Here is a 14,537-nt window from a genome sequence, read left to right as displayed (position 1 = left end):
GAATGAAAGCCGTTCACTCGACGGATTTGATCGCAGCTGTCGGCGGCTTCAGATTGCCCCAGAAAGACGGGTTATCGACATTCTCCTTGGTGATGGCCGAGCCAGGGATCTTGATGTTCGGACCCCAGGTTTCCATGGTCACGACGCTCTTCAGCCCAAGCACATCATAGTCTCCAGCCTTGATCGGCTTTTTGCCGACGACCTTGTCCATGAACATCGCAATGGCCGCTGCCTGTGCATAGAGCGGTTGCTCGACTTCGACATTCAGCCAGCCCTTACGGATCAGGTCGAGGCCAACGGGCGCACCGTTGGAACTCATCAACATCACATCGCCCGGCTTCTTGCCCGCAGCCTCAAGCGAGGCAACGGCAGCGACCGAAAGATGGGCGGCATGCAGGAAGATCAGATCAATGTCAGGATTGGCAAGCATCTGGTCGGAAACGATTGTTCCGGCGGCACTGGCTTCCCACTGCACGGCGGGTACCGAGATGATTTTGACGCCGGGGAAGGCCTTCATTTTCTCCTCGAAACCCTTCTGGATATCGAGCGTGTAGGGATCGCCGGGATCACCGAGAACCTGAAGGATCTTCCCCTTCACATCGCCATTTTTGCCTTTGAGCCCATATTTGCCTTTAAGCAAGCTGATCGCGTGGTCACCGGCGATATGGCCAATTTCGACTGTCCCCGCAACCGAGGTGAAATCCGAGGGTGTCGAGGTAATCTGCCGGTCGAATTCAACGACGGGAATGCCTGCTGCGCGCGCAGCCTCAATCGACGGCTTGAGCGCATTGAAATCTACCGCGGCAAGAATGATGGCTGCGGGTTTCAGCGCAATCACGTCATTCATCTGCGATTGCTGGGCATCTGTCTTGTTGTCAGCGTTGAGTGTTTTCATATCATAGCCGACCTGCCCCAGAAACATGCTCAGCGCGTTCACCGAGCCGGTCTGGAATTCATCCAGCAAGGTCGGAACGAGGTAATAAACCATCCCTTTTGTTTGGGCGGCAGCCGATGTCCACGCCGCAAGGTTGAGCATCAGAATGCCCAGCAAGACTGTTAATAGTCGTTTCATTGGTTTCTCTCCAGTTCACCGGACCCCTTTTCATTTTTATTGGCTCACCGGTCCGGCTCCGGCGAGGGTTTGCCCTGTGATCATTTCGATCACTGCATCCGGGCTTGTCTGGCTACGCTCCACATCACCGGCAACAACGCCGTGGCGGATGACGACAATACGATCTGCGACCTGAAAGGCCTGCTGCATGATGTGGGTGATGATGACGACGCCGATGCCCTGGCTGGCGACATGACGGATCATGTCCAGCCCACGCCGGGTCTGTTCGACGCCAAGCGCTGCGAAGGGTTCGTCGAGCAAGACCAGCTTGCCACCCCAATGCACGAAACGGTTGAGTTCGATGGCCTGGCGCTGGCCGCCGGACAGGTGCTCCACCTTGGTGCGCATGGAGGGAATACGGGTGCCGGCGCTGGCCAGCGCCTTGGCGGTAATGTCCTCCATGGCGCGTTCATCCAGAAAGGGAATGCCCGCCACCTTGCGGGTCAGCTCGCGGCCCATGAAGAAATTGCCGACCACATCGACATTCGTGCAGAGCGACAAGTCCTGGTAGACGGTTTCGATACCGGCACCCTTGGCCTCGGCGGGCGTCTTTGCCTGAAAAGGCTCGCCTTCAAACAGCATGCGTCCCGAGGTCGGCTGCAAGCCGCCCGAAATGATTTTCACCAGTGTCGATTTTCCCGCACCATTATCCCCGAGCAGGGCCACGACTTCGCCCTTGCCGATGGAGAAACTGATGCCCTTCAGGGCTTCGATTGCGCCGAAATTCATGCGGATATCGTCGAGGACGAGGAGGTTTTCGGTCATACGGCAATCCCTTTCTCTGAGGTTTCAAACATTTGACCAAAGCGCGGCGACAGAACACCGAAGACCGCGAGGGCCGCAGCCCCCCGCAGCGCCGACCGCTGACAGTCGCTGGCAACCACAACCCGTGGAACGGTGCGGTTAGTGCGGGCGGAAATCGAGTTGGTGAGACCGTCGCTCAGCGTTGCCAAGCGTTCGATCAGGGATTGCGGCGCAAGACCGCCCAGCACGATGGTTTCCGGGTCGAACAGGTTCTCGATCGTGCGGATCGCGCTGCGGAAAATCGGTGCAATCGCATCGACCCAATCCTCCTCAGACAAACCACTTCTCTTGAATGCATCGAGCGACAGATAGCGCTCCAGGCAGCCACGATTTCCGCAATGACACAGCTCACCATCGGGAATGGCGGCGATATGGCCGATTTCACCGGCATTGCCCCAGGCTCCCCGCATAACGACGCCGTCATGCATCATGGCACCACCCAGACCGACGCTGAAGAACAGATAGAAATAATCCGAGAACTGTTGTCCAAGACCATATAGCTGTTCGCCCAAAGCAGCCGCTGCCATGTCGTTCTCCATGAAGGCTGGCAGACCCGTCGCATCGGCAAGCCGCTGACGGATATCGACATTCTTCCAGCCCGCCATGGTGGTCGGTCCAACGAAGCTCATGGAGTCCACATCGAACGGCCCTGGCAGGGCCAGACCTGCGCCGAGCAACCGGCCCTGGCGCGGGCTTGCCTTCAGGTCTGCGACCATGTCGCCGATCAAGGCAAAAGCCTCGTCCGGCATGGCATTCGGCGCCGGGCGCTGCCGGCTTTCGACCACGTCACCACGAAGATTGACAAGTGCCGCCTCAATGCCGAGCGGTGTGAGGTGAATGCCGACAGCATGCCCGCCTTCCGGGTTAATAGTCAGTGCCGACGGAGGAATGCCGCGCCCCTTCGGTTTTTCCCGTACCGAAAGCAGAAGCCCCTGATCCTCAAGTTCGCGCACAATGGTGGACACGGTCTGGACCGTCAGGCCCACCCGTTCGGCAACATCGCCGCGTGTTGTCGGCCCGTGCAGCCGGATCGATTCCAACACGATCCGCCGATTATACGGCCTTCCCGATTCTTGATTGGTGCCACGCAAAGCCATGTCGAAAGCCCCCTGGATGACAGAAGAGTGACACCGCTTTTTTATTTAGTCAAATGGTTTTCAAAAAAGAATCGCGCTATTTCGATGGGTGAGAGATGAGTTATTATGGGAGCATCAAAAGGAGAAAGCTGGCTCACGGATTGTCGCTGCGCGCGTCGAGCGCATCACGCAAGCCATCGCCAATGAAGTTGAAGCTGGTGACCGCAAGCGTGATGGCGACACCCGGTACGATAGCGAGCCAAGGCGCACTTCCCAGATACTGCTGCGCGCTGTTGAGCATATTGCCCCAACTCGGCAAGGGCGGCTGGATACCATAGCCGAGGAAGCTGACATAGGCTTCGAGCAGGATGGCACGGGCCACCGTCAGCGTGGCGGCAACGATGATTGGGCCGACCGCATTGGGCAAAAGCTCGTGGATCATGATATGGGTGTTGCGGAGCCCCAGCATTCGGGCGGCCAGCACGAAATCGCGCTCACGCAGCGAACGCACCTCCGCCTCCACGATCCGGGCGACTTCCATCCAGCACGTGACTGCGATGATGACCGTAATCATCAACGGGCTTGGCCTGATAAAGGCGGCAAGTGCCAGCAGCAGAAAGATCGACGGAAAGGACAGGAAGGCATCGACGAAGCGCATCAGCACCGTGCCAATCAATCCACCGCGATACCCCGCGACAACACCGACGACGGCACCGATCGCCGTGGACATCAGCATGGCGAAGAAGCCGATCAGCAGCGAAATACGCCCGGCATTGAACAGTCGCGCGGCGATGTCACGCCCCAGCGGATCAGTGCCGAAGATGTGGGCGCCGGTCAGGGGCGGCGCAAAGCGGGCGCGCAGATCGATAAACAACTCGTCATAGGGCAAAAGAGAGGGACCGACTGCGCAGGCAAAGATCAACAGCGTGATCATCACCAGGCCGACAAGGGCGAGTTTGTGACGAAAGAACCGGCGCGCGACGCGGCTCCGCCACCAGCGCGAAGGCCGCGCGGGCGGGACCGGAGACGGAATGGCAATGGACATGGGCTTCTCCTTCGGTTCGCGATAGGGTTTCGTCAACCGAGCCGGATGCGGGGATCGACGAATGCGACAAGAAGATCGGCGGCAAGGCTGCCGATCAGTGCGAAGACGGCTGTAAACATCAGCAGGCCCATCACAACCGGGTAGTCATGATAGCCGAGGCTGTCGAGAAACAGCCGCCCCATACCCGGCCAGGTAAACACCGTCTCGGTGACGAGCGCCCCGCCCAGCACGATGGGAAGCTGCATGCCGGCAAGCGTGATCATCGGCAGCAACGCATTGCCAACGACATGTTTCATCAGCACGCGGCGGGGGGAGACGCCCTTGGCCTTGGCAGTGCGCACAAAATCCTGGTTGATCACCTCCAGCGTGGCAGACCGCATATAGCGGCTCCACACGGCGATATCGACCAGCGCCAGAACAAGGCTCGGCATGACCAGATGGATTGCATAATCGGACAGGGAGCCATTGCCGATCGTATACATGTTGCCCGCGGGCAGCCATTTCAGCTTCAAGGCGAACACATAGATCGCTACGAGGCCAAACCAGAACGTCGGGATGGAGAGTGCCACCATTGCCCCGACAGTCGCCGCATAATCAAACATGGAATAGCGGCGGGTGGCGCCCTTGATGCCGATCCACACCCCGAGAATGACGGCAATGACTGTCGATGTTCCCATCAAAAGCAGGGTGGCGAAGAAATGGCTTGATATGATCGATAGCACCGGCTGCTGATCGCGGTAGGATTTCCCCCAGTCGCCTTGCAGCAACCGCCAGACCCAATCGAGATACTGGATGGGCAGAGGCCGGTCGAGACCCATCTGATGGGCGATCCGGTCCATCGCCTCACGCGTCATGCCCGGCGTCAGCGCATATTGCGACAGCGGGCCGCCGGGCGCGAGATTGAGAATGGCAAATCCGATGATCGAAACCAACAGCAGCAAAACGAGGCTCTGCATCAGCCGGTTAAAAAGATAGGAGAGCATAGGCAGGCTCCGCTTCATGGGTGAACGGGCTCAGGCATGCCGGACGCCGAGGCGTCCGGCGCACTACAGCGCCGTGCGCCATATATGGCGCACAAAGCATCGCTGTAGCTCCTTATATTTGTTGCATAATTTTCTCTTTAAACCGATTCCGATTTAAAAAATTATGCACTATGTCGTCAGGCCCAGCGCCAGGTGGCGACGTTCCAGGTGTCGATACGCACATTCACGTTGGGCGTCACGTTCTCGACGCCCTGCTTGTGGCCGCGCACGGTCGCATACTGGAACATTGGCAGAAGCGGCAGTTCCTTGCGCATGATCTCCTGGATCTTCAGGTAAACGGCCTTGCGCTCCTCTGGAACGAACAATTCGCCACCCTTGGTGAGCAACTCGTCTACTTGCTGGTTGGAAAACTGCCAGGTGTTCTGGCCGGAACCACCCTTGGCCGGAATGGCCGTAGACCGGAAGAAATTCGAGGTGTCAGGATCGGAACCCGTCAGGAAATCCAGGCCAACGATGACGGCATCGAACTTCGACAGCGTCCAGTAATCCCCCCACATCACCGCTGGCGGCAGGTTGGAAATGGTCATTTCCACGCCGATATCCTTAAAGGACTGTTGCAGGAATTGCTGGACCTGTTCGCGGATATGGTTGCCCGCCGTCGTTGAGCAGGTGAAGGACAATTTAACCCCACCCTTGGCACGAATGCCGTCGCTACCGGCCACCCAGCCGGCATCATCCAGCAGCTTCTTGGCCTTGGCGATGTCATATTCATGCTTCGGCAGGTCCGGATTGAAGTAGAAGGACTGCTGCGGCACATAGCTTTCGGTGGGGGTCGGCAGGCCGTAATAGAGCGCTTCGATAATCGACTGCTTGTCGATGGCGGCATAGAGCGCCTCGCGCACCGCCGCTTCCTTGAACTGTGGGCGCTCCATGTTGAAGGTGAAGGATTCAACCGTCGAACCCGGCACGACATTGACCACCTTGCCATCCAGTCCCTTGGCTTCCTCGTAGTGATCGGGCGTGATCCATTGCAGGCCGACCACATCGATGTCACCCGTCTTGAATTGGGTATACATGACATTCAGGTCGGGAACGTATTTGTAGATCAGCTTTTCGACATAGGGGCCCTCACCAAAATAGTCCGGGTTGGCAGCCAGCAGGATATGGTCTCCAGCGACCCGTTCAGCCCATTTGAATGGACCGGTGCCAACCGGCGCGGTGTTGAACGGCGCATTATTCGGATCGGCGCTGGCCGACAGAAGATGTTTCGGCGTGATGAAGGTCGAGGCGAGGATGGAAGGATAGGGCGCAAAGGGCTTGTCCATCCGCCAGGTGATTTCCGTGGGCGAAACAACGGTCAGGTCGCGGACGAATTCATGGCCGGTCTTGCGCCAACTGCGGAAATTGGCATCGACCAGCAGTTCGAGCGTTGCCTTGACGTCTTCAGCAGTGAACGGCCTGCCGTCATGCCATGTCACGCCATCGCGCAGCTTGATCTTCCATTTCAGGCCATCGGCTGAGATGCCGCCGTTTTCGACGCTCGGTACTTCCGCGGCCAGCCCCGGCACGAATTTGCCAGCAGCATCAACGCTGAACAGCGTATCGAATATGCTGAAATGAATGCCTTCATCCACTTCGATATGAGGCATATGCGGATTGAAAACCGTCGGCTCCTGCGAAAAGCCGACAGTCAGCTGTCCCTTGATCGATTTGGTCGCGGCACTGGCCGCGCGAATGCCTATCAACTCCGAGATTGGCAGCCCCGAGAGAAGCACGCCGGACGCTCCAAGCGCCATGAGGCCAAGCGTCTGGCGACGCGTGGGATGCGGTATCGAATTGCGTTCCTTATCGGACATTGCATGTTCCCTTTTTTCTGGTGGTTATCGACCTTTACCCTGCTCGCTCTCTGCTGGAGCGATTGAGGATACGTCGAATTCAAAAGCCGCTGATCAGTTCGATTTTCGAGCCATCGCTAAAGCGGCTGAACCGGAAGTCCTTGCGATCGACGATCGGATTGCGTCCCGTGACGATATCAGCCATCAGCCGACCGGCAGCCGGTCCGATGCCGAAACCATGGCCGGAAAAGCCGGTGGCGACGTGAAAGCCGGGAATGGCATCGATGGCATCGATAACCGGAATGGCATCGGGCGTCACATCGATCATGCCAGCCCAGCGCTGCGAAATCTCCGCCTTTTCGAAGATGGGGAAGGCCTTCTTGAGTTGGGACAGCGCACCGTCGGTCATCGCCTTTGACGGCACAGGGTCCAGCACGCGATTGTATTCGAACGGAGACGCCTCATCCAGCGACCAGCGGCGCGGAATGCGCCACTCGTCAAAGAACCGCCCCGTCAACCGCAGATCGAGAGAACGCCATTCATGGCGCAGTGCGGGCAGAAAATTGCGCGCATAGCGGAAAGAGGCCGGTACGATATCGACGATGTTCTGAAAGCCGTTGGCAATCGTGTAGCCACCATCCGACCGCTTGCGAATGGCAAATCCATTCGACCATATCGCCTCCTCCGGTCCGCCCTCCAGCGGTTTAGTGCGCAGCACGGAATTCATCACCTTCAACTGCGGAAGGTCGAGGCCGTTATTGCCGCAGAACAGGTTGGACCATGCACCGCCCGCCAGGACGACGGACTGACAGGCGATCTCGCCGCGCTCCGTCACCACACCAGACACCTTGCCGCCGGAAAGCTGAAGACCGCGCACCGCGCATTCGGTGAGGATGAAAGCGCCCCGGTCGCGGGCCGCCTCGGCAATAGCGGGTGCCGCCTTCTGCGGTTCGGCGCGGCAGTCACCCGCTGTGTAAAGCGCACCGGCAATATTCATGTCAGAGCCTGGATATTTCTCCCGGAACTCCTTGGCGCTCAGCATCCGACTTTCGATCTGGTAGCCGTCCAGATTGCTGTTCCAGCGCTCGTGTTCGGCAAATTCCTTCTCGGTGGCGCAGGTAAACACGATACCTGAACGCTTGAAGCCGGTTTCCCGGCCCGTGCGGCGGTTAAGATCTGCCCAGATGCGCAGCGACTCGGCCATCAGCGGCACTTCGCGCGGATCGCGCCTGGAAATCCGCACCCAACCCCAGTTACGACTGGACTGTTCGTGGCCGATGCCGCCTTTTTCGCAGAGCGCCACTCTCAATCCCTGATCGGCGAGTTCAAGTGCGGTGGATGTACCAATAATGCCGCCGCCGATAACAACGACATCCACGTGGCTCGGTAGTTCCGCATCCCCGTGGACGGGAACGACATAGGGACCTGGCATGTCAGAAAAACTCCTTAAGCTGGCAGTTGTTGTTTCGGGTAAACCCGGCTCCACTTTTCCCTGACAAACTCTAGGGGAAGCCCTAAAGCCCCACGATGCGCCGATAGGTACGCCCGAGTACCGAGATCAGCATCTGATGTTCTTCGTCGGTAATATCGGGAAAGAAATCCCGCGATTGTTTCACGACGAGGGGACGAACACGTTTTGCCAGCGCAGCACCCTTGGGCGTGATGAACAGCCCCTGAGCACGGTTATCATCATCATCCGCCTCACGGCGCAGCAATTCCTGCTCTTCCATTTGATCGACCAGCCGCACCATGGCCGACCTGTCCTTGAAGATCAGTTGCGCAATGACAGAAGACCGGATGCCCGGATGGCTATCGACCAGCAGCAGCGTGGTGATCTTACCGGTCCCCTTGGCAACTTCGAGCTTACCAAGTTTCTGATCGAGATCGCGGGAAACCGCCATGTTGATCGTGCGGATGTAATAGCTAAGGACATTTTCCAGAACATCCAGTTCCACCGCCGCCATCTGGCTACCCCCTGCCCCACCGTCATCGACAAAAAACACCCCACCGCAGAGCTACTCAAGCGAAAGATACAATTAACCGATTTTCGGTTTACGCCCGAAAGCACAATTTTTTCAGTTTGTTGAACCCGTGATATTGACGAAAAGACGTGGGACCATTCTATCGCCTACTCTTTTCTTGACGGGATTGAACGCTCATTAATGGACATTTGCAACTATTTTTTGACATTGAAGATGCAAATTTACGCACCCCGCAATACCGCCCAAAATATAGCCGAACGCCTGAGAGACATGCCCTTTCCTGCACCATTGACAGGCAGACGAACCTTGGTTGAAGACAAGCGCCCAAGGTCATTTCGAGCTGAAGCCGGGCCAATCCGCTCTACACCATCACGGCAGGCTCCCATTCGGTTCCGGGAATAGCCGAAACGAGTTGACGGGTATAATCATGGGTAGGGTTGCGGAAAATCTGTGAGGGCGGTCCATATTCGACAATACGGCCCTTATACATCACCGCGATTTCATCGCAGATCTGGCTGGCGACGCGTAGATCATGGGTGATAAAGGCCATGGCCAGTTTCATTTCCTGCTGCACTTCCGTCAGAAGTTGAAGGATCTGCGCCTGGATCGAAACATCGAGCGCCGAAACGGCTTCATCCGCGACGATCAGCATGGGGTTGAACATCAATGCGCGTGCTATGCCGATACGCTGGCGCTGGCCGCCTGAAAATTCATGCGGGTACCGGTCATAGGCGCCTGCATCCAGGCCGACCCGCTCCAGAAGCCGCATCGCCCTTGTTCGCGCCTCGTGGATGGGCGTCGCCTGCGCCACCGGCCCGACGGTCAAGATGCGACCAATGGTCTGGCGCGGATTGAGGGACGCGAAAGGGTCTTGAAAGATCATCTGGATATAGGGCCGCATCGGGCGAAAGGCCTCTTCCGACAGGGGTGCAATATCACGGCCACCGAAGAGGATTTCGCCGGAATCACTGTTCATCAGTTTGACGAGAAGACGGCCGAGCGATGATTTCCCCGACCCGGATTCCCCGACAATACCCAGCGTCCGGCCTTTGGCGATCGTAAACGAGACATCATCGACCGCCTTGATCACGCGTCCTTTCGACAGGAAGCCTGAACTTGTGCCATAGGTCTTGCAGAGATTGCGGGCCTCCAGAACAACGGGGGTATCCGCCTCATTGTCGCGGTCGGTGGCGCGCATACGCGGCACGGCGGCAAGCAGCCTTTGCGTATAGGGATGATCAGGGTTTTTCAGCACCACGGATGCCGGCCCTTGTTCAACGACATGACCCTTTTCCATGACAATCACACGGTCGGCAATCTCGGCCACCACGCCGAAATCATGGGTGATGAACATCACGCTCATTTGCTTGCGTCGCTGGATAGACGCGATCAGTTCAAGGATCTGCGCCTGTGTCGTCACGTCAAGGGCGGTGGTCGGCTCATCAGCGATCAACACCTTCGGTTCAAGCGCCAGCGCCATGGCAATCATCACGCGCTGTCGTTGACCGCCGGACAATCGGAAGGGATATTGATGCTGCATCAGTTCCGGGTCCGGCAGTCCCACTTCGGTGATCAGCTCGAGAACGCGGACCCGGCGCTCCTGCTGCGTGCCAATGCCGTGGGCTTCCATGACCTCGGCGATCTGATCGCCCACGGTCATCAGGGGATTGAGCGCCGACAAAGGGTCCTGGAAGATCATCGAAACGACACGGCCACGCAACGCGCGCAAGGTGGCAGCATCCGCCCCCACCAGTTCCTGGCCCTCCAGCGTGATGCTGCCGGATACAATGTGCAAAGATGACGCCAGAAGTCCCATCGTGGCATTGGCCGTCACGGATTTTCCCGAGCCGGACTCGCCGATAATGCACAGAATTTCTCCAGCCTTCAGGTCGAAGGACATATCTTCCACCGCATATCGGCGGTCCATGCCCGGCGGCAAGCCGACAGTCAATCCTTGCACGGACAGCAGCTTACCCGCCTCGCTTGCATCGTCTTGAACGGATTTCGGCATGAGTTACCCCTTATTGTTGCGCGTCACGTTCTTTTGAAAAGACAGATGCAAGAAAGATGCCGTAACGCCACAAGGGTCGCCAATCCGTTACAGATGACGATGCGCCAAGACCCAATGACCGGGCGAAACCGCCTCATAGGGATCGTCGTCGCCATGAGTAGGCAGCGCGACTGGCACATGTCGCTCACCGCTGCGGCGGCGGCCAAGGCGCGGAACGGCTTCAAGCAAGCTCTTCGTGTAAGGATGCTGGGCATGTTCAACGATTGCTTCGACCGGGCCATATTCCACGATACGGCCATGATGCATCACGGCAACCCGGTCGCAGAGATGCGCGACGACGGCCATGTCATGCGAGATGAACAGGTAGGACAGAAAATTCTCTTTCTGCAAATCGGCCAGCAGGTCGAGAATCTGGGCCTGGATACTGACATCGAGGGCAGAAACGGGTTCATCGGCAATCACCACCTGCGGCCCTGGCGCAAGCGCACGGGCAATGGCGATCCGTTGACGCTGGCCACCGGAAAACTCATGCGGATAGCGATCCGCATAGTCCCGCTTGAGCCCGACTTTCTCCAAAAGATCCGCAACGCTCTCGCCGATCTCTTTCCAATTGGCGACGCCGGTAGCGTAGATCCCCTCCCCGATCTGGCGACCGATCTTCAGCCTGGGATTGAGGGAGGAATAAGGGTCCTGGAAAATCATCTGACAATGGCGAAACGCCTCTCGGCGTAATGGCGCGGAAAGACCGGCAATATCGGTCCCGCCGATGCGGATCGTGCCTTTGCTGGCGGTTTCAAGCCCCACGGCGATACGGCCCAGCGTCGATTTGCCAGAGCCGCTTTCGCCGATCACCCCGAGCGTTTCACCGCGCCCAAGACTGAGAGAAACGCCATTGAGCGCCCTCACCTCTCGACCGTTCGCGGAAAATACCTTGCGGATATTCTCAAGGGCGAGGATTGGTTCTGTCGTCATCTGGCACCAGCCTTTGTCTTGTCGCGGCGCTGCCGCATCGCCCGTTCGACGGTGAGATGTGAGGCCAGCAACGCTTTGGTATAGTCATGCTGCGGTGCGGACAGAATTTGCTCGACCGGGCCGGTTTCAACGATGCGCCCGCCGCGCATGACTGCGACACGATCCGCCGTTTCGGCAACCACACCAATGTCATGGGTGATCAGCAGAATGCCTGATCCGTGGCGCAGTTTGAGATCGACAAGCAGATCCAGCACCTGCGCCTGGACTGTCACGTCGAGCGCAGTGGTCGGCTCGTCGGCAATCAGCACGCCGGGTTTCAGGGTCAGGGCAGCGGCAATCATCACACGCTGGCGCATCCCGCCGGACAGTTGATGCGGATACTGGCCGAGAATGCGCCGGGGTTCGGGAATGCGAACATCCTCAAGGGCGGCAATGGCGTGCTCCAGCGCCAGACGGCGCGCAATACCCTTATGACGGATCAAACCTTCACTCATCTGGCGGCCGATGGTCAGGACCGGATTGAGCGACGTCATCGGCTCCTGGAAGATCATGCCGATTTTCGCGCCGCGCACATCTTCCATGTCCCGGCGCTGAAGCCCGGCAATATTCTGCCCATCGATCTCGATTGTGCCTGACATTGTCCCCGCCTCGGGCAGAAGACGCATGATCGATAGCGACGTCATGCTCTTGCCGCTGCCGGATTCGCCGACAAGGGCGAGGATCTCTCCCCGGGCAAGGTCGAACCCGACAACATCGACAGCGGCGAACGGCTCTTGTCTGGTTGGGAAGGCAACCGTCAGATCGCGGACTCGCAGATAAGGTTGCGTCATGGCCTTGCCTTTCGGCGGGGGTCGATGAGGTCCCTGAGACTGTCACCGATCAGATTGAGGGAAAGGACGGTGAGGCAGATCGCCAATCCCGGAAAGATCAATATCCACGGGGCTTTGGTGATATAATTGCGCCCCGAGGCAAGGATGGCGCCCCATTCCGGCGATGGCGGCTGGACCCCAAGCCCCAGAAACGAAAGCCCGGCGGCGGACAGGATGGCGGACGAAAATCCGAGTGTTGCCATGACGATCAGGCTTTGCACGATATTCGGCATAACATGGACGCGGACCAGCCGCGCGGACCGGGTGCCTGCAAGTCTGGCGGCCTCGATATAGGGTTTTGCCCGCTCGGCAGCCGCAAGGCCATAGGCCACCCGCGCATAAAAGGGAACGAGGCTGATGGCGATTGCCAGCGTTGCATTCTCTATTCCAGGCCCGAGGAAAGCGACCAGCGCAAGGGCGATCAACGTATCGGGAAACGAGTAGAGCACATCGATAAGCCGCAACAGCAAAGCCTCGACAATTCGGCCACCGAAAGCGGCGATCAGACCGATGAGACCGCCGATCACCAAACCGCTGACGACAGCGCTGAGGCCGATGCCAAGCGACAACCGTCCGCCGAGCAGCACGCGGCTGAAAAGGTCGCGGCCAAATTCGTCGGTTCCGAAAAGATGCGCTGCCGATGGCGCCGACAAGCGGGGGCCTGACGCCATCCGCATCGGATCAAACGGAGCAATATAGGATGACAGTAGAGAGAGCAGCACGATGACAAGTGCCAAGGCCAGCCCTATCGTCACACTGACAGGCAATCTGAGAGAGAACATGCTGCGTTTTGCGATGCTGGTCATCTTTGCCTCATGCGGGGATCAAGAAAGCCGTAGAGAATGTCGATCAGCATCGAGACGATGACAACCGAACTGGCGAAGACGACAATGAAGCCCTGGATCATCGGATAGTCACGCTCCAGCATGGCCTGAACGGCCAGGCGACCAATGCCATTCCACGAAAAGACATTCTCGATGATCACCTGACCGCCGAGAAGATAGGCAAAGACCAGCCCGACCACGGTGACAATACTGATAAGCGCTGGCTTCAGGGCATGAACCAAAAGCACCTGATACTCACGAAGCCCGCGCGCGCGGGCCGTGCGGATATAGTCTTCGGCCAGGACCTCGACGAGGGCGGAGCGTGTCATGCGCGCCACCAGGGCGCAGTAGGTCAGACCCAGCGTGAGGGCTGGCAGGATGATGTTGCGAAAACCCGAGCCCGCGACCGGCAACCAGCCGAGCTTCAGCGAAAACACCTGGATCATGATCAGCCCCAACCAGAAACCGGGGATGGAGACACCCAGCACCGCAATTACCATCACCGCCGTATCGGTCAGTTTTCCACGGTGAATTGCCGCCAGAAAGCCCAGCGGTATGCCGATGGCAAGCGCAACGCCGAGCCCCGAAACAGCCAGAACAAAGGTGTTCGGCAACCGTTGGAGCAGAAGTCTTGCGACAGGTTCGTTGCCGCGGATCGTCATGCCAAGATCACCCTGGAAAACGTGCCAGGTGTAAAGCGCGACCTGCTGCCATACTGGAAGATCAAGCCCCAGCTTGACCCGCATTTGCGCCATCGCTTCCGGACTTGCGGTCACAGATTGCGCCATCATCGCGGTGACCGGATCGCCAGGAACGATATGGATGAGAATGCCCGACAGGATAATGACAGACACAACCGTCGCCAGGGCAATGAGCAGCCGTTTTAAAATGAGAACAAGCATTGGAACCCGTTTGTATCGGAAGGCTGCTCCGGCCTACAGCGCCGTGCGCCCTATATGACGCACAGAAGTCCGTTGTAGCGCTTTATATCTGCTGCATAATTTTCTCTTTAAACCGATTCCGGT

At 58.2% G+C, this 14,537-nt stretch carries 13 protein-coding genes; all 13 read right to left on the bottom strand.

Going from position 1 to position 14,537, the window contains the following annotated elements:
* Positions 1–13: 13 nt before the first annotated feature.
* The 13 genes from ASB66_RS02230 to ASB66_RS02170 all read right to left on the bottom strand — a co-directional run bounded on the left by ASB66_RS02230 (position 14) and on the right by ASB66_RS02170 (position 14,414).
* On the bottom strand, positions 14–1,072 hold the full coding sequence (locus tag ASB66_RS02230; RefSeq protein ID WP_060717219.1) for a sugar ABC transporter substrate-binding protein: 1,059 nt from the start codon (positions 1,070–1,072) through the stop codon (positions 14–16).
* A 36-nt stretch (positions 1,073–1,108) separates the two neighbouring features.
* Complete coding sequence (locus ASB66_RS02225; protein WP_060717218.1) at positions 1,109–1,876, bottom strand: ATP-binding cassette domain-containing protein; 768 nt, start codon at positions 1,874–1,876, stop codon at positions 1,109–1,111.
* On the bottom strand, positions 1,873–3,012 hold the full coding sequence (locus ASB66_RS02220; protein ID WP_060717217.1) for an ROK family transcriptional regulator: 1,140 nt from the start codon (positions 3,010–3,012) through the stop codon (positions 1,873–1,875). The genes ASB66_RS02225 and ASB66_RS02220 overlap by 4 nt, the downstream gene beginning before the upstream one ends.
* A gap of 133 nt (positions 3,013–3,145) precedes the next feature.
* On the bottom strand, positions 3,146–4,036 hold the full coding sequence (locus tag ASB66_RS02215; protein ID WP_060717216.1) for an ABC transporter permease: 891 nt from the start codon (positions 4,034–4,036) through the stop codon (positions 3,146–3,148).
* Between the two features lie 32 nt (positions 4,037–4,068).
* Positions 4,069–5,019 carry an ABC transporter permease gene (locus tag ASB66_RS02210; RefSeq protein ID WP_060717215.1) on the bottom strand — a complete coding sequence of 317 codons (951 nt, stop codon included), beginning with the start codon at positions 5,017–5,019 and terminating at the stop codon, positions 4,069–4,071.
* 176 nt (positions 5,020–5,195) lie between these two features.
* Positions 5,196–6,875: a peptide ABC transporter substrate-binding protein gene (locus ASB66_RS02205; protein WP_060717214.1), complete on the bottom strand. Its 1,680-nt coding sequence runs from the start codon at positions 6,873–6,875 to the stop codon at positions 5,196–5,198.
* Positions 6,876–6,954: 79 nt separating this feature from the next.
* Positions 6,955–8,286, bottom strand: a complete 1,332-nt coding sequence (locus ASB66_RS02200) for an NAD(P)/FAD-dependent oxidoreductase (protein ID WP_060717213.1) — start codon at positions 8,284–8,286, stop codon at positions 6,955–6,957.
* 82 nt (positions 8,287–8,368) lie between these two features.
* A complete protein-coding gene (locus tag ASB66_RS02195) occupies positions 8,369–8,818 on the bottom strand; it encodes a MarR family winged helix-turn-helix transcriptional regulator (protein WP_060717212.1) in 450 nt (149 codons plus the stop codon).
* Positions 8,819–9,197: 379 nt separating this feature from the next.
* On the bottom strand, positions 9,198–10,847 hold the full coding sequence (locus tag ASB66_RS02190; protein WP_060717211.1) for an ABC transporter ATP-binding protein: 1,650 nt from the start codon (positions 10,845–10,847) through the stop codon (positions 9,198–9,200).
* Positions 10,848–10,934: 87 nt separating this feature from the next.
* Positions 10,935–11,819 carry an ATP-binding cassette domain-containing protein gene (locus tag ASB66_RS02185; RefSeq protein ID WP_060717210.1) on the bottom strand — a complete coding sequence of 295 codons (885 nt, stop codon included), beginning with the start codon at positions 11,817–11,819 and terminating at the stop codon, positions 10,935–10,937.
* Positions 11,816–12,649 carry an ABC transporter ATP-binding protein gene (locus ASB66_RS02180; protein ID WP_060717209.1) on the bottom strand — a complete coding sequence of 278 codons (834 nt, stop codon included), beginning with the start codon at positions 12,647–12,649 and terminating at the stop codon, positions 11,816–11,818. Before ASB66_RS02180 ends, ASB66_RS02185 begins: the two co-directional genes overlap by 4 nt.
* Positions 12,646–13,494, bottom strand: coding sequence for an ABC transporter permease (locus tag ASB66_RS02175; RefSeq protein ID WP_060717208.1), 849 nt, complete (start codon positions 13,492–13,494; stop codon positions 12,646–12,648). The genes ASB66_RS02180 and ASB66_RS02175 overlap by 4 nt, the downstream gene beginning before the upstream one ends.
* On the bottom strand, positions 13,491–14,414 hold the full coding sequence (locus ASB66_RS02170; RefSeq protein WP_060717207.1) for an ABC transporter permease: 924 nt from the start codon (positions 14,412–14,414) through the stop codon (positions 13,491–13,493). Before ASB66_RS02170 ends, ASB66_RS02175 begins: the two co-directional genes overlap by 4 nt.
* Positions 14,415–14,537 lie beyond the last annotated feature (123 nt).

Origin of the sequence: Gillisella vitis, assembly GCF_001541345.2 — a bacterium.
Lineage (GTDB): Bacteria > Pseudomonadota > Alphaproteobacteria > Rhizobiales > Rhizobiaceae > Allorhizobium > Allorhizobium vitis.
The sequence above is the reverse complement of the archived record's forward strand: the minus strand, read 5'-3'. Positions and strand labels throughout refer to the sequence as shown.